The organism is Micromonospora sp. WMMD1076, assembly GCF_029581475.1.
Taxonomy (GTDB): domain Bacteria; phylum Actinomycetota; class Actinomycetes; order Mycobacteriales; family Micromonosporaceae; genus Micromonospora; species Micromonospora aurantiaca.
Genome location: NZ_CP120862.1, coordinates 611,381 through 630,512 on the forward strand (window position 1 = coordinate 611,381; position 19,132 = coordinate 630,512).

At 71.6% G+C, this 19,132-nt stretch carries 18 protein-coding genes, 2 tRNA genes and 1 other RNA gene; 8 read left to right on the plus strand and 13 right to left on the minus strand.

The window, feature by feature from the left end; all coding sequences use genetic code 11:
• Positions 1-47: 47 nt before the first annotated feature.
• Positions 48-992, plus strand: a complete 945-nt coding sequence (locus O7622_RS03100; RefSeq protein WP_282311772.1) for an IS5 family transposase — start codon at positions 48-50, stop codon at positions 990-992.
• 81 nt (positions 993-1,073) lie between these two features.
• Here O7622_RS03100 and O7622_RS03105 read toward each other — a convergent pair whose 3' ends face one another.
• Positions 1,074-2,519 (minus strand): MFS transporter, encoded by a 1,446-nt coding sequence (locus tag O7622_RS03105; protein ID WP_282311773.1) that lies wholly within the window; start codon positions 2,517-2,519, stop codon positions 1,074-1,076.
• Between the two features lie 108 nt (positions 2,520-2,627).
• Here O7622_RS03105 and O7622_RS03110 point away from each other — a divergent pair, with 108 nt between their 5' ends.
• Together O7622_RS03110 and O7622_RS03115 are read left to right on the plus strand one after the other, a co-directional pair.
• Entirely contained in the window at positions 2,628-3,287 is a 660-nt protein-coding gene (locus O7622_RS03110; RefSeq protein ID WP_282311774.1) for an HNH endonuclease family protein, read from the plus strand.
• Positions 3,269-3,727: a hypothetical protein gene (locus tag O7622_RS03115; protein WP_282311775.1), complete on the plus strand. Its 459-nt coding sequence runs from the start codon at positions 3,269-3,271 to the stop codon at positions 3,725-3,727. The genes O7622_RS03110 and O7622_RS03115 overlap by 19 nt, the downstream gene beginning before the upstream one ends.
• 58 nt (positions 3,728-3,785) lie before the next feature.
• On the opposite strand, the gene O7622_RS03120 is transcribed toward O7622_RS03115, so the two are convergent.
• From O7622_RS03120 to ffs, 9 genes are all read right to left on the minus strand, one after another.
• The gene (locus O7622_RS03120) at positions 3,786-4,889 is read right to left on the minus strand and encodes an oligopeptide/dipeptide ABC transporter ATP-binding protein (RefSeq protein ID WP_282311776.1); all 1,104 of its coding nucleotides are present in this window, start codon (positions 4,887-4,889) and stop codon (positions 3,786-3,788) included.
• Complete coding sequence (locus tag O7622_RS03125; protein WP_282311777.1) at positions 4,886-6,001, minus strand: ABC transporter ATP-binding protein; 1,116 nt, start codon at positions 5,999-6,001, stop codon at positions 4,886-4,888. The genes O7622_RS03120 and O7622_RS03125 overlap by 4 nt, the downstream gene beginning before the upstream one ends.
• 11 nt (positions 6,002-6,012) lie before the next feature.
• A complete protein-coding gene (locus O7622_RS03130; RefSeq protein ID WP_282311778.1) occupies positions 6,013-6,981 on the minus strand; it encodes an ABC transporter permease in 969 nt (322 codons plus the stop codon).
• Positions 6,978-7,982 (minus strand): ABC transporter permease, encoded by a 1,005-nt coding sequence (locus O7622_RS03135; protein WP_282311779.1) that lies wholly within the window; start codon positions 7,980-7,982, stop codon positions 6,978-6,980. Before O7622_RS03135 ends, O7622_RS03130 begins: the two co-directional genes overlap by 4 nt.
• Positions 7,983-8,059: 77 nt before the next feature.
• Complete coding sequence (locus tag O7622_RS03140) at positions 8,060-9,721, minus strand: ABC transporter substrate-binding protein (RefSeq protein ID WP_282311780.1); 1,662 nt, start codon at positions 9,719-9,721, stop codon at positions 8,060-8,062.
• A gap of 322 nt (positions 9,722-10,043) precedes the next feature.
• The gene (gene recR / locus O7622_RS03145) at positions 10,044-10,637 is read right to left on the minus strand and encodes a recombination mediator RecR (RefSeq protein WP_013289050.1); all 594 of its coding nucleotides are present in this window, start codon (positions 10,635-10,637) and stop codon (positions 10,044-10,046) included.
• A gap of 8 nt (positions 10,638-10,645) precedes the next feature.
• Complete coding sequence (locus tag O7622_RS03150; RefSeq protein WP_013289051.1) at positions 10,646-10,954, minus strand: YbaB/EbfC family nucleoid-associated protein; 309 nt, start codon at positions 10,952-10,954, stop codon at positions 10,646-10,648.
• A 108-nt stretch (positions 10,955-11,062) separates the two neighbouring features.
• Complete coding sequence (locus O7622_RS03155) at positions 11,063-14,152, minus strand: DNA polymerase III subunit gamma and tau (protein WP_282311781.1); 3,090 nt, start codon at positions 14,150-14,152, stop codon at positions 11,063-11,065.
• Between the two features lie 107 nt (positions 14,153-14,259).
• Positions 14,260-14,349: signal recognition particle sRNA small type (ffs, locus tag O7622_RS03160), an RNA gene on the minus strand.
• 81 nt (positions 14,350-14,430) lie between these two features.
• On the opposite strand from ffs, the gene O7622_RS03165 reads away from it, so the two are divergent.
• Positions 14,431-14,515 (plus strand) — tRNA-Ser (locus tag O7622_RS03165).
• Positions 14,516-14,579: 64 nt separating this feature from the next.
• Here O7622_RS03165 and O7622_RS03170 read toward each other — a convergent pair.
• On the minus strand, positions 14,580-15,800 hold the full coding sequence (locus tag O7622_RS03170) for a DUF6596 domain-containing protein (protein WP_282311782.1): 1,221 nt from the start codon (positions 15,798-15,800) through the stop codon (positions 14,580-14,582).
• Complete coding sequence (locus tag O7622_RS03175; RefSeq protein WP_282311783.1) at positions 15,797-16,129, minus strand: YciI family protein; 333 nt, start codon at positions 16,127-16,129, stop codon at positions 15,797-15,799. Before O7622_RS03175 ends, O7622_RS03170 begins: the two co-directional genes overlap by 4 nt.
• A 323-nt stretch (positions 16,130-16,452) precedes the next feature.
• Between O7622_RS03175 and O7622_RS03180 the strand changes: the two genes are divergently transcribed.
• The 3 genes from O7622_RS03180 to O7622_RS03190 are packed head-to-tail and all read left to right on the plus strand — an operon-like array spanning position 16,453 to position 18,149.
• A complete protein-coding gene (locus O7622_RS03180; RefSeq protein WP_282311784.1) occupies positions 16,453-16,965 on the plus strand; it encodes an NUDIX hydrolase in 513 nt (170 codons plus the stop codon).
• A gap of 51 nt (positions 16,966-17,016) precedes the next feature.
• Positions 17,017-17,631, plus strand: a complete 615-nt coding sequence (locus O7622_RS03185; RefSeq protein ID WP_282311785.1) for a hypothetical protein — start codon at positions 17,017-17,019, stop codon at positions 17,629-17,631.
• Positions 17,628-18,149, plus strand: a complete 522-nt coding sequence (locus O7622_RS03190) for a hypothetical protein (RefSeq protein ID WP_348774048.1) — start codon at positions 17,628-17,630, stop codon at positions 18,147-18,149. The genes O7622_RS03185 and O7622_RS03190 overlap by 4 nt, the downstream gene beginning before the upstream one ends.
• 39 nt (positions 18,150-18,188) lie before the next feature.
• Here the strand turns inward: O7622_RS03190 and O7622_RS03195 are convergent.
• A tRNA-Ser gene (locus O7622_RS03195) sits at positions 18,189-18,278 on the minus strand.
• A gap of 75 nt (positions 18,279-18,353) precedes the next feature.
• Here O7622_RS03195 and deoD point away from each other — a divergent pair.
• Positions 18,354-19,061: a purine-nucleoside phosphorylase gene (deoD, locus tag O7622_RS03200; RefSeq protein ID WP_030502133.1), complete on the plus strand. Its 708-nt coding sequence runs from the start codon at positions 18,354-18,356 to the stop codon at positions 19,059-19,061.
• Positions 19,062-19,132: the final 71 nt, after the last annotated feature.

Sequence of the window (19,132 nt, forward strand, 5' to 3'; positions counted from 1 at the left end):
GCGGTGTGTCGGGTTGAGGTGAGGGAAGGCCCTCGGTAGGTCCGGTGGTGTCGAGCCGACCGTTTCATACCGAGGGCCTTCTGATGACGTTGTACCCGATCACTGTCACGCCGTCCGCGTCGCCCCGCCGCTATCCGCCGCAGCGGGTGCGGCGGGAACGGGAACGGGCGGCGCGGCGGCGGTATCCCGGTGATCTGACCGATGCGCAGTGGGCGGTGATCGCGCCGTTGGTCACGCCGGTGTCGGTCGGTCGGCGGGGGCGGCCGCCGTCGCATCCGATGCGGGCGATCGTCACGGCGATCTTGTATGTGGCCTGCACCGGTTGTCCGTGGCGGGCCCTGCCGCGGGAGTTCCCGCCCCCGGGGACGGTGTACTGGTGGTTCGCTCGATGGCGCGATGACCACACGTTGATGCGTCTGCACGACCGGTTGCGGGAGCAGTGCCGTACCGCCGCCGGACGGCACGCGCATCCCAGCGCCGGCGCGATCGATTCCCAGTCGGTGCGCGCCGCGGACACCGTGCCCCGATCCAGCCGCGGGTTCGACGTGGCGAAGAACGTCAACGGCCGTAAACGCCACATCGTCGTGGACACCATGGGCCTGCTGCTGGCCGTCATGATCACCGGCGCTCACGTCAACGACCGCACCATCGCCCGTGACCTGCTCTGGCGCACCCGTCTGTTTCACCCCGGCCTGCGCCTGCTCTGGGCAGACGGCGGCTACATCGGCACCCTGAGCACCTGGGCCCGCCAAGCCCTCGACCTCACCGTGCAGCTGGTCCACAAACTCCCCGGACAACACACCTTCGTCGTGCTTCCCCGACGCTGGGTCGCCGAACGGACCTTCGCCTGGATCAGCAAGAAACGCCGCTGCGTACGCGACTACGAACGCCTACCGGTCAGCCACGCCGCCTTCGTTACCTGGGCCATGAACCACGTCATGGTCACCCGCCTGGCCCGACACACGAAACCGGCCCAGGCAACCCACACCTGAGCCGGAATCTCAAACACTCACTTAACGTCCGCGCCCGAATGGTCCGAGTGTTAACAAGGGGCCCTTCCTCTACCGGAGGCGTTAAGAAGGGGCCCTTCCTTCCCCCCGCCCGGGGCGGTGGATGAGCACGGCGGCGAGCACCGCGCCGGCCAGCAGCAGCCCCGCGCACCACGCCAACGCCCCCCGGTACGCGTCGGCGAGCGCGCCCTTCTGCTCGTACCCGGTGCCCGACAGCCCGACCAGCAGCGGCAGCGCGGCCACCGCGAGCAGGCCGCCGGCCCGGGAGGCGGCGTTGTTGAAACCGCTCGCCACCCCGGCGAACCGGTCCGAGACGGCGCCGAGCACCGACGTGGTCAGCGGCGCCACCACGAGCGTGAGCCCGGCGCCGAACAGCGCCACACCCGGCAGCACGTCCACCCAGTACGACGCACCGGGCCCGACCCGGCGCAACAGCAGCAGGCCCGCCGCGGCGATCACTGGGCCGACGGTGAGCGGCAGCCGGGGGCCGATGCGGGCCGACAGCGCGCCCGCGCGCGGCGAGCCGACCAGCAGCAGCACAGTCATCGGCACCGTGGCCAGGCCGGTGAGCAGCGCCGACCAGCCGACCACGTTCTGCAGGTAGACGGCGAGGAAGAAGGTGAACCCGCCGAGCGCCGCGTACACGACCACTGTGAAGACGTTCAGCACGGAGAACAGCCGGCTGGAGAACAGCCCGGTGGGCAGCATCGCGGTGTCGCCGCGCCGCCGCTCGACCAGCACGAAGAGCACCACGGCGACCACCCCGAGCACCGCCGCGGCCAGCACCGCCGGGGAGTCCAGGCCGCGTGCCGGGGCGTCGATGAGCGCGTACGTGACACCGCCGAGCGCGAGCGCGCCGAGCAGCGCCCCCGCCACGTCGAACCGCCGCCGCCCGCACCCGGTACGCGAGACCTCCTCGTCCCGGCTCTCCGGCACCCAGCGCAGCGCGGCGAGCACCACGCCGACGGCCAGCGGCAGGTTGACGAAGAAGATCCACCGCCAGGAGAACGTGTCGATCAGCCAGCCGCCGAGCAGCGGACCGAGCGCGGTGGACACACCGGACAGCCCGGACCAGGTGCCGATCGCCCGGCCCCTGTCGTCCGGATGGAAGCTGGCCTGGAGCACGGACAGCGACCCCGGGGTGAGCAGTGCCCCGCCCGCGCCCTGGAGGAACCGGGCGGCGACGAGCCATCCGGTGTCCTGGGCCAGCCCGCAGAGCACCGACGCCACAGCGAACCAGACCACGCCGAGCAGGAAGACGCGCCGCCTGCCGAACCGGTCCCCGAGCGCGCCGCCGAGCAGCACGAACGCGGCGAGCATGAGCAGGTAGCCGTTCACGGTCCACTGCAGACCGGCGACTGTGGCGTCCAGTTCGGCGCCGAGCCGCGGCAGCGCGACGTTGACGACAGTGCTGTCCAGGAACACCATGCCGGAGGCGAGGATCGCGGCGAGCAGTGTGCCGCGTCCGGCGGCGGAGCCGGTACGCAGCGCGGGAGCGGGTGCGGTCACGTCTCACCACTCTGCCCGCCGCCCACCGCCGACGCCACGAATCGTGGAAACCGTCGCCGGGTACTGTGCGGACTCGCCCGGAGCACGCAAGCTGGAGGGGTGTCGTCTGTGCGTACGAGATCAGGAGCCCGAGCCGGGCTGGCGGCCGCGCTGAGCGCGGTGCTCGCCCTCGGCGTGGCCGGCTGCGACGTGTCGGTCACCGAGCCGGAGGCGCCGCCCAGTGCCGCCGGGAACGTCAACAAGCAGCTCGGTGAGCTGACAGTGGCCACCGCCGGGGCGATGAAGGGCTACAGCCGTTCCCGCTTCCCGCACTGGCGGGGCACCGGCAAGAACTGCGACGTACGCGACAGCGTGCTGCAACGCGACGGCGAGGGCATCAAGCTGTCCGGCTGCAACGTCGTGGGCGGGCGGTGGGAGAGCGTCTACGACGGTGTGGTGCTGAACGATCCGTCGGACGTGGACATCGACCACACCGTGCCGCTGGCCGCCGCGTGGCGTTCGGGCGCGGACGAGTGGGACGACTCGAAGCGCGGCGACTTCGCCAACGACCTGACGCGGCCGCAGCTCATCGCGGTTTCGGCGCGCTCCAACCGGGCAAAGGGTGACCAGGATCCGTCCCAGTGGAAGCCGCCGAACCGGTCGTCCTGGTGTCAGTACGCGGCGGACTGGGTGACGGTCAAGCACTACTGGCGGCTGACTGTGACAAGTGCCGAGAAGGCCGCTCTCACCGACATGCTGGAGGGCTGCACATGGGCGAGCAAACCGTGACCGGGCCGGACGCCACACCGGCACCGGCGGGCACGCCGGAGGCAGACGCCGCACCGGCCCCGGAGGCGGCCGCGGAGACGACGGCCGGTCCGGCCTCGGCCGGGATGACGGCGGACGGCCGGCAGCCGGTGTCCGCGGACGTCGCCGGGGCGGGCATGACCGCCGACGCGGTGCCGGGCGCACCGGCCGGACCGGCGGACCGCACCTCGGACATCACCGCGGGCCCGGGCGGGGTCATGACCGACGAGGTGGGCGTGGTGACCGGCGAGCTGACGCTGCGCACCGAGCACGCCGACGGCCGGGTGACGCTGCGGGTGCAGTACAAGGACGCCGACGAGTGGTACGCGGTCACCGGCGGTTCCGCGCCGCTGGCCGACCCGGCCGCGCTCGACGCCGTGCACACGATCGCGGTGGGCCTGCTGAACCGCCCCGAGGGCTGACCGACGACGCGACGGGGCGCGCCCCCACCCGGGCCGGGTGGGGGCGCGCCCCGTCGCGTCAGACGTACGATCCGGGCTCGCTGGGCGCGGAGACCACGCCCGGCTCCTCGCCCTCGCCCTCCGGCCGGGTGATCTCTGCGGTCACCTCGTGCGGGCGCAGCTCACCGGCGGCGATCTTCTCGGCCCAGTGGCAGGCCACCCGGCTGGCGCCGATCTGGCGCAGTTCCGGCCGCTCGTCCGCGCAGCGGGTCGGCTGCGCCCACGGGCAGCGGGTGTGGAACCGGCAGCCCGACGGCGGGTTCGCGGGCGACGGCAGGTCACCGGCGAGCAGGATGCGCTCGCGCCGGTCCTCCACGTCCGGGTCCGGCACCGGCACCGCCGACATCAGCGCCCGGGTGTACGGGTGCAGCGGCTCGGTGTAGAGCCGGTCGCTCGGCGCCTCCTCCACCAGCGCGCCCAGGTACATCACGCCGACGATGTCGGAGATGTGCCGCACCACGGCCAGGTCGTGCGCGATCACCAGGTAGGTCAGGCCGAGGCTGTCCTGGAGTTCGTCGAGCAGGTTCACCACCTGCGCCTGGATCGAGACGTCCAGCGCGGAGACCGGCTCGTCGGCGACGATCAGCTCCGGGCCGAGGACCAGCGCGCGGGCGATGCCGATGCGCTGGCGCTGGCCGCCGGAGAACTCGTGCGGGTAGCGGGACAGCGCCCACTTCGGCAGGCCCACCGCGTCGAGCGTCTCGCCGATGATCCGCCGCCGGTCGTCCCGGTTGGCGCCGATGCCGTGGGTCTGGAGGCCCTCGGTCAGGATCGACTCGACGTTCTGCCGGGGGTCCAGGCTGGACATCGGATCCTGGAAGATCATCTGCATCCGGCGGCGCATCGCGCGCAGTCTGCCGGCGGGGAGCGTGGTCAGCTCGACGCCGTCGAACTTCACCTCGCCGCTGGTCGGCGGGTTGAGCTGTAGCAACGCCCGGCCGAGCGTGGACTTGCCGCAGCCCGACTCGCCCACCAGCCCGTACGTCTTGCCGCGCGGAATGCTCAGGTCGACCCCGTCGACCGCCTTGACGTGCCCGACGGTCCGGTCGAAGAGCACACCCCGGCGGATCGGGAAGTGCACCTTCAGGTCGCGGACCTCGACGAGGATCTCGTTGTCGCTCACGGGGTCTCCTCCTCGCGCGGAGCCGGTCCGAAGCCGGGCACGGCGGGCGGGTCGGCCGGTTCGGCCTGGGCCGGCACCGCACCCGGTTCGGTGGTCGTCGGCGCGGTCGCGCGGGCGTCCGCCTCCGGGGTCAGGCCGGGGACCGGCACCGGGTTTACGCAGCGGTAGCTGCGCGCGTCGTGGGTCAGCACCAGCTCCGGCGGCTCGCCCACGCACGCGTCGACGCGGCGTGCGCAGCGCGGGGCGAACGCGCAGCCGTCCGGCCAGGGCAGCACGTCGCGCACCGAGCCGGGGATGGGGTTGAGCCGTTCGCCGCGGCCGGCGTCCAGGCGCGGCACCGAACCGAGCAACCCCTCGGTGTACGGGTGCCGGGGCTGGCGGAACAGCGGACGGCGGGTGGCCGTCTCCACCACCCGGCCGGCGTAGAGCACGTTGATGGTGTCGCACATGCCGGCGACCACGCCGAGGTCGTGGGTGATCATCACCAGTGCGGTGCCGGAGTCCCGGACCAGATCCTTGAGCAGCTCCAGGATCTGCGCCTGGATGGTGACGTCGAGCGCGGTGGTCGGCTCGTCGGCGATCAGCAGCCGGGGCTGGCAGGCCACAGCCATGGCGATCAGCGCCCGCTGCCGCATGCCGCCGGAGAGCTGGTGCGGGTATTCCTTCAGGCGCCGCCGCGGGTCCGGGATGCCCACCCGGTCGAGCAGGGCGGCCGCCTCCTTGGTGGCCGCCTCGCCCTTCATGCCCCGGTGCCGGGCCAGCACCTCGGTCACCTGGAGCCCGATCGGGATGACCGGGTTCAGCGAGGACAGCGGGTCCTGGAAGATCATCGCCACGTCCCGGCCGCGGATGTCGCGGCGGGACCGGTCGTCGAGCTGGAGCAGGTCGGTGCCGTCGAAGACCGCCTTGCCGCCCACGCGCAGGCCCGGCTGCTTGGGCAGCAGGCCCATGATGGCCAGCGACGTGACGCTCTTGCCGCACCCGGACTCGCCGACCAGGCCGACCACCTCGCCGGTGTCGACCGAGAAGGACACCCCGTCCACCGCGTGCACGGTGCGCTGCCCGCGACGGGCGAACGTGACGGAGAGGTCGTCCACTTCGAGCAGTGCCATGGCTGACTGACCTACTTCCGCAGCTTCGGATCGAGAGCCTCACGCATCGCCTCACCGAGCAGGGTGAACCCCAGCGCGGTGATGATGATGCCGAGCGCCGGATAGATCGCCAGACCCGGCCGGATGCCCAGGTACGGCTGCGCGTCGGCCAGCATGACGCCCCACTCCGGGATGGCCGAGTCGGGGTTGCCGAGACCGAGGAAGGACAGCGCGGCCGCCTCGATGATCGCGGTCGCCAGCGTCAGCGTGGCCTGCACGATGACCGGGGCGATCGAGTTCGGCACCACGTGGGTGAGGGCGATCCTGGACCGCTTCACGCCGAGCGACGTCGCGGCGAGCACGTAGTCGCTGTTCGCCTGCGCGATCATCGAACCGCGGAGCAGCCGGGCGAAGATCGGCACGGACACCACACCGACAGCGATCATCACGGTGGTGAGGCTGGCGCCGAGCAGCGCCGCGATGCTGACCGCGAGCAGCAGGCTCGGCATGGCCAGCAGCATGTCGATGAAGCGCATCAGGGTGGTGTCGATCCAGCGGCCCCAGCGCCCGCCGAGCCCGGCCGCGGCACCGGCGACGCCGCCGATGAGCGCGCCGACCGCGAGGCCGATCAGCGTGGAGACCACGCCGACGAGCAGCGTCTGCCGGGCCCCGACGATGAGCCGGCTGAACTCGTCCCGGCCCTGGTGGTCGAAGCCGAGCCAGTGGTCGGCGGAGGCGCCCGGGATGATGCCCTGGCCGGACTTGACCAGGCCCTCGCGGATGCCGATGGAGTCAGTCGGGCTGTACGGGACGAGGAACGGCCCGATGACCGCGACCAGGACGAAGACCGCCAGGATGACCACGCCGATGACGGCCGCCGGATTGCGCCGCAGCCGGCGGAACGCCTCCTTCCAGAGGCTCACCCCCTGCTCGTCGTCGCGGGCGGCCAGCTCGGCGAGCCGGTCGATCTTCTCGCGCTTCTTGCCAGTGGTGATGGTCATCGCACCCTCACCCTCGGGTCGATCACGCTGTAGGAGAGGTCGACCAGGAGATTCACCAGCACGTACACCACCGCAATGATCATGATGAAGCCCATCAGCACCGGGTAGTCGCGCTGACTGATCGACTCGGCGACGAACGCGCCGATGCCGCTGAACGCGAACACGGTCTCGGTGAGCACCGCGCCGGAGAGCAGGAGACCGGTCTGGAGACCGATCGAGGTGGCCACCGGCAGCATGGCGTTACGCAGGACGTGCCGGCGGCGGACGGTCCGCTCGGTCAGGCCCTTGGCCTCGGCGGTGCGGACGAAGTCCTCGTTGAGCACCTCCAGCACGCTGGCCCGGGTGATCCGGACGATGATCGCGAGCGGGATGCTGGCGAGCGCGACACCCGGCAGCACGAGGTGCCAGAGCGCGTCGGCGGCGGCGTCCCACTCGCGGGTCATGAGCCCGTCGATGACGAAGAAGTTGGTGACCCGGGTCGCCCCGATGGTGGGGTCCTGCCGGCCGCTGGAGGGGAACCAGCCCAGGTTCTCCGCGAAGATCGCCTTGAGCACGTACGCCAGGAAGAAGACCGGGATACAGATGCCGATGAGCGATCCGCCGACCGAGGCGTGGTCGAGGAACCGGCCCCGGCGGCGGGCGGCCAGGTAGCCGAGCGGAATGCCGATGCCGACCGCGAGGACCATGGCCATGACGGTCAGTTCGACGGTGCCGGGGAACCGTTCCACGAACTCCGTGGTGACGGCCCGCTTCGTACCGGTCGAGGTGCCCAGGTCGAGCCGGATCATCCGCCGCAGGAAGCGGGCGTACTGGACCAGGATCGGCTCGTCGAGGCCGAGGTTGCGCCGGATGGCGGCGCGCGTCTCGGGCGTGCCCCGTTCACCGAGGATCGCGGTCTCGGGCCCGCCGGGAAGTCGGTGGAGCCAGATGAACAGCAGGACGGAGAGCCCGAACAGCGTGGGTATCAGCTGCAGCAGGCGTCTGATGATGAACCGGAACACGGGCGCCTCGGAAGGGGTGCGGAGGGGTGCGGGCGGGCGCTGTGGTCACAGCGCCCGCCCGCGTACGGTGCTTCAGATCACTTGAACTCTGCGGTCGCGTACCGCTCGTCCGTGAGCGGGCTCGCCTTGATCCCGGTCACGTCCTTGCCGAACACGATCGCCGGCGGGGAGTGCGAGATCGGCACACCCGGCAGGAAGTCCATGATCGACTTGTTCAGTGCCTTGTACTTCTCCGTCCGCGCCGCCGCGTCGGCGGTGGTGTCGGCGTCCTTGAACTGCGCGAAGAGCTGGGCGTTGTTGAAGCCCCACTCGTCCTTCGGGCGGTCGAAGAAGGTGCCGATGAAGTTGTACGCGTCGCCGTAGTCACCGGTCCAGCCGAGGAAGTGCAGGTCGTGCTTGTTGCCGGAGGTGGTGGCGTTGAGGTAGTCCGGGCTCCACTTCAGCGGGATGGCCTGGACGTTGATGCCGACCGCCTTGAGGTCCGCCGAGAGCAGCTCGAAGATGTCCTTCGGGTTCGGCATGTACGGCCGGGTGACCTCGGTCGGGTAGTGGAACTTCAGCGTCAGGTTCGACGCGCCGGCCTCGGCCAGCAGGGCCTTCGCCTTGGCCGGGTCGTAGTCGTACTTGGTGACGTCGCCGTTCCAGCCCTCGACGGTGTCGGGCATGAAGTTCATCGCGACCTTGGCGCCCGGGGGCAGCTTCGAGTCGACCAGGGCCTGCCGGTTCAGCGCGTGCGCGATGGCCTGCCGGACCTTCAGGTCGGCCAGCTTCGGGTTCCCCTTCTGGTTGATCGCCAGGTAGAGGATGTTGAAGGCGGGCCGGGTGAGGACGTTGAAGCCCTCCTTCTTCAGCGGCTCGACGTCGGCCGGGCCGACCAGGTCGTAGCCCTGGATGTCACCCGAGCGGAGCGCCTGCTTGCGGGCGTTCTCGTCCGAGATCGTCTTGAAGATGATGGTCTTCAGCTTGGCCTTGTCGCCGTGGTAGTCGTCGTTGCGCTCGATGGTGAGCGTCTTGTTCGCGATGTCCCACGCCTTGAACTTGAACGGGCCGGTGCCGGTCGGGTGCTCCATCGCGTACGCGGGGTACTTGATGTCCTCGGCGGTGCCGGTCACGTTGCTGGCGTCGTACTGCTCCATCGCCTTCGGGCTCTGGATCGAGAACGACGGCAGCATGAGCGCGGCCGGGATCTTGCTGGAGACCCGGGTGAACGCCAGGTCCACAGTGGTGGCGTCCTTGGCGGTGCAGGACTTGAAGAGGCTCGGCGGCAGGTCCGGGTTCTCGTTCTTGGCGAACCCGCCCATGACGTCCTGCCAGTACGCGGTCACGTCCGGGCTCTGCATGAGGCCCTTGGCGTTGTACCAGCGGTCGAAGTTGGCGCAGACGGCCTCGGCGTTGAAGTCGGTGCCGTCGTGGAACTTGACACCCGAGCGGAGCTTGAACGTCCAGGTCGTGCCCGCCGCATCCGGCGTCCAGGACTCGGCGAGGCCCGGCGTCACCTTGGTGCCGCCCTCCTCCGGACGGACCAGGGTCTCGAAGACCTGGCGCGCCACGCGCAGCGACTCACCGTCGCTGGCGAAGCTGGGGTCGAGCACCTTCGGGTCTCCGGCGACGCCGAAGACGAGGGTGTCCTTCTTGCTATCTCCGGAGCCACTCTCACGGTCGCTCTCGGCGCAGCCTGCAACCGCGAGGGCCGCGACCGCGACGGCCGCGATTGCGACCTTCGGCCTGGATGCACGCATGGTGCTTCACCTCGTCCTTGGGGGTACGGACAACGTGGTGACAGGGTCACCGATGTGCGCAGACCTTAGCCCTCGGGTGGACGGCGCGGAAACGGGCGGGGGGCGGGTTGGTATCGAATCGTGTCTGTTCCGCAACGAGGCATACGAATCGAAGGGGAATGCCTTCGATCGCCGAGGTTTCGTCGGTTTGAAGGGCAAATTTATTACGTCGATCCGGTCCCGGACGCACGTTCCTGTTAGATCGACGGACATCCCGGTCCGGCCCGGAGACACGTCCGGCGGGCACCCCGCGGGGCACCCGCCGGAGGCGGCACGACTGGATTCAGACGGCCCGTCGGCCCTCGAAGGCCCGGCCCAGCGTGATCTCGTCGGCGTACTCCAGGTCGCCGCCGACCGGCAGCCCACTCGCGAGCCGGGTCACAGCGATCCCCATCGGCTTGACCATCAGCGCCAGATAGGTGGCTGTCGCCTCGCCCTCGGTGTTCGGGTCGGTGGCGAGGATCAGCTCGCGGACCTCGCCGCCGCCGAGGCGGGTCATCAGCTCACGGATCCGCAGGTTGTCCGGGCCGATGCCCTCCAGCGGATTGATCGCGCCGCCGAGCACGTGGTAGCGCCCGCGGAACTCGCCGGTCCGCTCGATCGCCACCACGTCCTTCGGCTCCTCGACCACACAGAGCACCTCGTCGGTACGCCGTGGGTCGCGGCAGATCCGGCACTGCTCCGACTCGGCCACGTTGTAGCAGGTCGTGCAGAACCGGACCAGGTCCTTGACCTTGCGCAGCGCGCCGGCCAGCCGGTTCACGTCGGCCGGATCCGCCGACAGCACGTGGAACGCGATCCGCTGGGCGCTCTTCGGGCCCACGCCCGGCAACCGGCCCAGCTCGTCGATCAGATCCTGGATGGCACCCTCGTACATCTGCCGGCTCAGAACCCGGACAGGCCGAGGCCGCCCATGCCGCCCGCGACCGGGCCCATCTTCTTCTCGGTCAGCTCGCGGGCCGCCTCGGCGGCGTTGTGCACGGCCGCTACGACCAGGTCCTCCAGCGTCTCGACGTCCTCCGGGTCGACCGCCTTCGGGTCGATCTTGATCGCCTTCAGCTCACCGGTACCGGCGACCGTCGCGGTGACCAGGCCCCCACCGGCGGTGCCGGTCAGCTCCGCCTCGGCCAGCTCGGCCTGGGCCTTGGCGATCTGCTGCTGCATCTTCTGCGCCTGCTTCAGCATCTGCTGCATGTTCGGCTGTCCACCTGGGCGCACGGACCGCTCCTTCTTCCACTCGTCTGCTCGGCCGCGCCCAGCCTAGTCGGGCCACGGCACCGCTGAATCGCGGTCGGCGCGCGCTCAGCGCGCGTCCACCTCGTCGATCTTCTCCGCGCCGAACGTCTCGCGCAGCAGCTGCACCGCCTGCTCCTCGCTCGACTGCCGGGCGGTCCGTTCGTCGATCACGTCGTCCAGCGGCTCGTCGCCCGGGTCGAATCCCTCGTAGGCGGGCGCCGCCGCAGGCGCGCCCCCACCCCGCACCGGGCCGTCGAAGTCCGGGTCGTAGGGTGGCTCGCCAGCCCACTCGGCATCGGCCGTCTTCCGCGCCGGCTGCGCCACGCGCGGACCCTTGCCGGGACCACCGCCCGCAGCAGCAGCCGCCGCGGCCGCACGCGCCGCCGCGATCGCGCTGTTCTTCGCCCCGCCGCCCGCCGGCCTCGGTCCACCGGCAGGCGCCGTCGCAGGTGCAGCAGGCTTGGGTACGACGACAGGCGCGGTAGCGGTAGCCGTGTCCCCGCCCGGACGGGCCGCCGCCGGCCAGTCCTCCGCGTCGCCGCTGCTCGCCGCCGAGGCCGTGCCGGGGGCCGAGGCCGTGCCGGTCGCCGCGCCACCGGGACGGGCCGGCTCCGGCCAGTCCTCCTCGCCGGTCTGGTCGACCGCAGGGGTCGCCGCCGGCCGGTGCGAGGCGTCGGGTGAGCCCGCGCCGGCCCTGCCCGCCGGTCCTCCGGCCTGGCTTCCCGCACCTTGGCTTCCGGTGGCCGGGTTGCCTGCGCCTCGGCTACCAGCGGTGCTGCCCGAGCCGGTCGCCGGCTGTCCCGGGTCGCCACCGGCCGCATCACGTCCGGCGACGCCGGAGTCCGGACGGCCCGGTCCGGCGTGGACCGAACCCGGGTAGCCCGGTCCGGTATCGGAGCCGGGACGGTTCGGTCCCGCGTCGGCTGCGGCCGAGCGGGAGGCGTCCGCGTGGACGGAATCGGGGTGCGCCTGCGCGGTGCCTGCCCCACCCGAGGCAGGCCGTCCATACCCGGCGTCGGCGGTGCCTGCCGCCCCGGAGTCCGGGCGACCGGACGCGGCGTCGGACGCCGGGCCGGACGGGGCGGTCGCCGGACGGGGCGGAGCGCTGTCGGACGCGCTGCGAGCCGGTGCGGTGTCGGCCTGCGTGCGGCTCGCTCCGGACGGGCGGGACGGGCCACCGAGCGAGGACGCGCCACGCTCGCCCGCCACCTCGCAGCGGATCTGCCAGCGACCGCCCAGCTCCTCGTAGAGCGCGTCGGTCAGCACGGCGGCGTGGTCGGCCATCATCTTCGCCAGCACCGTCGACTTCACGGTCAGCACGAGCGTGTCGCCGTCCAGGTCGCGTACCACAGCGTCCCGCATCAGCGCGGCGATCCGCTTGTTGCTCCGGTTGACCTTCCCGACCACCTCGGGCCAGACGCGGCGCACCGCTACCGCGTCGAGCGCGCCGGGATTCGCCGCGCCGGGGCGGGGCGGCTCGGGCGTGGCCGGGTCGGGCATCACAGCCGACGGCGGTACGGGGCGCCGGGCAGCGGCCGGACCGGACGTCGTCGGCCCGGCGGCGGCCCGCTCGGCGGCGGCCGACGCAGGGAACCCGGCGTCCGTGTCGGAGTGGACCCCGGCACCCACTGTCGCTTCGGTCGCCGCCGGGGCGAGACGCGGGCCGGACTCGGCAGCGGCCGGGCCGGAGCCGGTAGCCGCACCAGCCGGGGCGGGACGGGAGCCGGTAGCCGCACCGTTCGGGGCCGGACGGGCATTGGTGGCGGCGTCGGCCGGGCGGGAACCGGGTGCGGCGTTCCGGGCACCCGCCGCAGCGGCTGCGGCGGCACGGGCGGCGGCCGCACCGGTCGGGGCACCGGCAGCCGCCGGCGTGCCGGCGGAATCCGGGTGGACCGCGGCGGCAGCCGCGCCCGGGGCGGGAGCCGCCGGGCGTACCCCCTGGGTCTGGGTGGGGTGCGCGGAGTCGGCGGCGGCCGGCGGCAGCTCGGCGCCCCCGAGCGTCAGCCGGCGTTCCATCCGCTCCAGGCGCTGGAGCAGGCCGGTCGAGGAGTCGTCCACGCCGGGCAGGAGCATGCGCGCGCAGATCAGTTCCAGCAGCAGCCGGGGCGCCGTGGTGCCGCGCATCTCGACCAGGCCGTTGTGCACGATGTCGGCGCAGCGCGACAGCGTGGCCGGGCCGAGGCGCTGCGCCTGGGCGGCCATCCGCTCGATCTGGTCGGCCGGGCCGTCGATGAGGCCCTTGGCGGCGGCATCAGGCACCTGCTGCAGGACGATCAGGTCGCGGAGGCGTTCGAGCAGGTCGGAGGCGAAGCGGCGCGAGTCGTGCCCGGCTTCGGCGACCCGGTCGACGGTGGCGTACGCGGCGGCGCCGTCACCGGCGGCGAGCGCGTCGCACATCTCGTCGATCAACGCGGCGTCGGTGACACCGAGCAGCGCGGCGGCCCGGGCGTAGCCGACACCCTCCGGGCCGGCGCCCGCGATGAGCTGGTCGAGTACGGAGAGGCTGTCCCGCATGCTGCCGCCGCCGGCGCGCACCACCAGCGGGAAGACCGCCGGGTCGACTGTGACGCCCTCCGCCTCGCAGAGCTGTTCGAGGTAGGGCCGGAGCACCTTCGGCGGGAACAGCCGGAACGGGTAGTGGTGGGTCCGCGACTTGATCGTGCCGAGGACCTTCTCCGGTTCGGTGGTGGCGAAGATGAACTTGACGTACTCCGGGGGCTCCTCGACCAGCTTGAGCAGCGCGTTGAAGCCGGCCGACGAGACCATGTGCGCCTCGTCGATGATGTAGATCTTGAAGCGGCTGCGGGCGGGCGCGAAGAACGCCTTCTCGCGCAGCTCACGGGCGTCGTCGACACCACCGTGGCTGGCCGCGTCGATCTCGATGACGTCGATCGAGCCGCCGCCGTCGGGAGCAAGCCCGCGGCACGAGTCACACTGCCCGCACGGCTCGGGGGTGGGGCCCTGCTCGCAGTTGAGGGAGCGGGCCAGGATCCGGGCGCTGGACGTCTTGCCGCAGCCCCGGGGACCGGAGAAGAGGTAGGCGTGGTTGAGCCGGCCGCTGCGCAGCGCCTGCGACAGCGGATCGGTGACCTGCTCCTGGCCGATCATCTCGGCGAACGTCCGCGGCCGGTACTTGCGGTAAAGGGCCAGTGCCACCCGTCCCGCCTCCTCTCGACCGAGCCATTCTGCGCCGGTCGGCCCCGGGTGACCACCCACCACCCCGTGACCCGACCCGCAGCGACGTTACCCGGCCCGGGAGACAGAAAGGCCTCCCGTGCACCCGGCAGAGCTCGCTTATCCTTGCTGCCTTCCGGCCCTGGGGAGGTTCACGAGGTACCGCCGCACGGGAGGTGACGCCAAGCCTACCCGAAGGGTTGTGGATCTTCCGGGAGGGTGGGGTGGCCCGCCGTCGAGGGACCTGTATCCTGGCTCGCGGAGGATTCGCCTAGAGGCCTAGGGCGCACGCTTGGAAAGCGTGTTGGGTTCACACCCTCACGAGTTCGAATCTCGTATCCTCCGCTCGCAGACGACAGGGCCGGATCCCGCGCGGGACCGGCCCTGAGTCGTTTCTCCGCGGCGCTCCTCACCGGCCGCCCAACTGGTCCCGTCGCCGCGTCAGGTACGCCGTCTCCGCGCTGTTGCCCGCCAGCTCGATCGCCCGGTCGTACGCCGCCCGCGCCTCCCCGCCCCGCCCCATCCGGCGCAACAGTTCGGCGCGCGTCGCGTGGTACGCGTGATAGTCCTCCAGCGGCAACCCGTCCACCTCGGCCAGCGCGACCTGCGGCCCGTCCAGTTCGGCGACCGCCACGGCCCGGTTGAGCCGCACGATCGGCGACGGGTCGACGCGTACCAGATGGTCGTAGAGCGCGGCGACCTGCGACCAGTCGGTGTCCCTCGCGTCGCGGGCGTCGGTGTGTACGGCGTTTACGGCGGCGAGGATCTGGTAGCGGCCCGGCGGCCGTCCGGCGGCGATGCACGCGCGGACCAGGGCGTGCCCCTCGGCGATGAGTTCGCGGTCCCAGGCGCTGCGGTCCTGCTCGGCGAGGACGACGAGTTCGCCCGTCGCGGAGACCCGGGCGGGCCGGCGGGCCTCGGTGAGCAGCATCAGCGCCAGAAGCCCGGCGGCCTCGTGGTCGTCGGGCAGCAGCGTGCGGACCAGCCGGGTGAGCCGGATCGCCTCGGCGGTCAGGTCGGCGCGGACCGCCTCCTTACCGGGGTCGGAGGCGAGGTAGCCCTCGTTGAAGATCAGGTAGAGGGCGGCGAGCACGCCGCCGACCCGGGCCGGGAGATCCTCGCGGGACGGCACCCGGTACGGGATCCGGGCTGCCTTGATCTTCGCTTTGGCCCGGGTGATCCGCCTGCTCATGGCGGCCTCCTGGACCAGGTGGGCCCGGGCGATCTCCGGCACGGTGAGCCCGCCGACCAGGCGCAGCGTCAGCGCCACCCGCGCCTTCATGGCCAACGCCGGATGGCAGCAGGTGAAGATGAGGCGGAGCCGGTCGTCGTCGATGACACCGAGCGGTTCCGGGACGTCGGCCAGCATCAGCGCCTCCCGGTGCTTGTCGTCCCGCCGGCTCTCGCGCCGGATCCGGTCGACTGCCCTGCGGTACGCGGTGGTGGTGAGCCACGCGCCGGGGTTCGGCGGTACACCGTCGGCCGACCACCGCTCGACGGCGGCGGCGAACGCCTCGGCTGTCATCTCCTCGGCCACGTCGAGATCGCCGATGCGCCGGGCGAGCGTGGCGACGACCCGCGCCCACTCCTCACTGTGGACCCGGGTGAGCGCCTCGCCGACGTCTGTCACGCGCCCAGGAACGGCCGCAGCTCGACCCGCCTGTTGCACCGCTGCGACGCCAGCGCGGCGAGCGGCAGCGCCACGTCGAAGTCCGGCGCCTCGACGATCCAGAATCCGCCGACGTACTCCTTCGTCTCCACGTACGGCCCGTCGGTGAGCAGCGGACTCCCGCCCCGCGCGTCCACGACTGTGGCCGTCTCCGGCGCCGCGAGCCCACCGGCGAAGACCCAGTGGCCGTCGGCTCGCAACCGCTCGTTGAACTCACCGATCGCGGCCATCTCCGCGTCGGTGGCCGAGCCGGTCGTGTCGTCGAGTACGGAGATCAGGTACTGCGCCATCGGTTCCTCTTTCACCGTCGTTAGCTGCCGTCCGGGCCGCCGTCACCCCGGCTACGAACGCCGCCGCCCCGATCCGACAGCCTCCGACGAGGTCGATCACGCAATTCTCGTACGTGGCACGTCAAAGCTCTCGTCGTAGTCATGGCCGATTATGCGTTGCATGTATAACCGACAGTCACGGAACGGGTGGAACGGGCGCTTGGCCATGCCAGGGACGGGCTCAGGCCGACATTGCTGCCGCGTTCGCAGCCGTCAGGTGCCCGGACGTGCCGCAGCTTCTGGACCGGCTGCCGACTGGGTGAGGGCAGTCGACAATGGTCGGTATGGTCGACGAGCGTCCCCTGTACGAGCGAGATCCGGCAGCCTGGCAGGTCCACCTCGCCGAGGGCAACGCGCGGCAGCCCCGGAAACGGGTGGGGGCCGACATACTGCTGCGCAACGGTGGCGGCGGCATCCTGTTGGTAGATCCGCGCTACAAGCCGGACTGGGACCTGCCGGGCGGCATGGCGGAGGCGAACGAGCCGCCGCACCTGGCCGCCGAGCGGGAGGTACGCGAGGAGTTGGGTCTCGAACTGCGCGTCGGACCGTTGCTGGTGGTGGACTGGGTGGCACCGCACGGCCCCTGGGACGACAGCCTGATGTTCATCTTCGACGGCGGCGCACTGCCTCCCGCAGAGCCGTTGAAACCGGCAGACGGCGAACTGGCCGACGCACGGTTCGTCGCGCTCGATGATGCGCAGGCGCTGCTTCGCCCGTACGTTTGGCATCGGCTGCGTCACGCGGTGGCCGCGCTGAGCGACGGACGCCCGAGGTACCTGACCAACGGAACCACCTGAGACCGTCGTACACATGTTCCATCCACAGCCTGTGGACGCCGAGAGGACCGGATGAGTTACCAGCTCAGCGCCGTGGTCGCCGACGTCGAGTTGCTTCGCGAGCAGACCGCCGACCTGGACCACGCGGTGCTCGCCGCGCTCCGCCAGGACTTCGCGCTGCTGCCGGTCACCCCGCAACTGGTGCAGGAACTGACCGGCGACCTGCCGGACTACGCCACCGACGAGCCGCGCGCCGAGCGCCCGTTCCGGCTGGTGCTGTCGCCGCCGCTCGCGGAGGTGCTGGCCCGCTGGTCGAGGGGCGGCCCGGTGGCGTACTTGGAGGCGGAGTTCGCGGGCGGGCTCGGCCACCAGTCGGCTGTGGTCTGGTTCGGCGGCGAGGTGAGCTGGGGGCCGCGGTACGACGCCGCGCTCGACCGGCCGCGGACCGAGTGGCCGATCAACACGGCGCTGGCCCGGCTGGGCGCGGAGCCGGGCGCGTGGATCGACCCGTTCGCCGAGCTGGGGCTGCACCTGGAGCGCGACACGGACGGCTGGCTGGCGCACGGCCGGCGCGGACTGTCCGCCGACTACTGGGACGAGCTGGCTGAGGAGTGGGAACTACGCCAATCCGACCAACACCAGCAACCTCATCGCCCCGGTCCCGTTGGTGACTGGGGGATTGCATGAAACTACGACAATTCGGCTTTATTGCCGCGATGCTTGCTGCCGCGTCCGCAGCCGGCAGCGGCGTTCATCCACAGTGGCCCGCCCGTCCAGTGGGCGCCGCTCAGGTGGTCAGCCTGGACGGCCTGCGCAACGCGGAGTTCGGCGACACCGAGTCGGACCTGACCCGGCGCGGCGTGCTGCGCGCCGACGAGGCGGCCTGTGGGCCCGCGCTCGTCGGGCACGGATCGGTCAGCCCGATCTTCGTCGACGACCGGCTCGTCCTGCTCTGGCTGGACGACCCGATGAGCACACCCGAGGGCATCAGCGCCGGCGCGCCGGTCGGCGAGGTCCGCGCCGCGTACCCCGGCGCCGTCGACCTGCCGGCACCGCCCGGCAGTCACCGCTTCGCCGGGCTGCTCGCCCGCGACGGCGACCGCGCGTACCTGTTCCTGCACGACGGGGTCACCGTCCGGGAGATCATCGCCGGGTACGCGGACTGGGCCCGCCGCCTCTTCGACGAGGGCTACGGCCCCTGCTGACGACGAAGCGCCCGGGACAACCCGGGCGCTCGATCGATATGGCGGTGGCGGCGGGATTTGAACCCGCGGAGGGCGTAAACCCTCACACGCTTTCGAGGCGTGCTCCTTAGGCCACTCGGACACGCCACCGCCGACGAGGGTACAGGACCGTCGGCTTGGACGCCGAACCGGTATCCCTCGGCCCGGCCTGGCAGGATCTTTGCCATGAGTACGCACATCGGCGCTGAGCCGGGAGAGATCGCCGAGCGGGTCCTGATGCCGGGCGACCCGCTGCGGGCCAAGTGGATCGCGGAGACCTACCTGGAGGGAGCCCGCTGCTACACGACGGTGCGCGGCATGCTGGGCTTCACCGGCCGGTGGAACGGTGTCGACGTGTCCGTCCAAGGCTCCGGAATGGGCATGCCGTCCGCCTCGATCTACGCCCACGAGCTGGTAAACGAGTACGGCGTGAAGTCGCTGATCCGGGTCGGCTCCTGCGGTGCCCTGACCGAGGATCTGCAACTGCGGGACGTGGTGGCGGCGATCGGCTCGTCCACCGACTCGAACATGAACCGGATGCGCTTCGACGGGCTGATCGACTACGCCCCGGTGGCCGACTTCGGGCTGCTGCGTACCTCGGTCGAGGTGGCCGAGCGGCGCGGCATCAGCATGCGGGTGGGGCCGATCCTGGCGGCGGACGCCTTCTACACGGACCGGCCTGACCTGTACGACACGCTGGCCGACTACGGCGTGCTGGCGGTGGAGATGGAGTCGGCGGCGCTCTACACGATCGCGGCGCGTTTCAAGGCCCGCGCGCTGACCATCCTGACCGTCAGCGACCACATCAAGACCGGCGAGAAGACCACGTCGCAGGAGCGCGAGCAGACGTTCGGCCAGATGGTCGAGATCGCGCTGGACACCATCATCGCCTGACCTGATCGATCCAGGACCGCCCCGTCGTCGCAAGGCGGCGGGGCGGTCCGCGTTACCGTCGTCACAAAAAT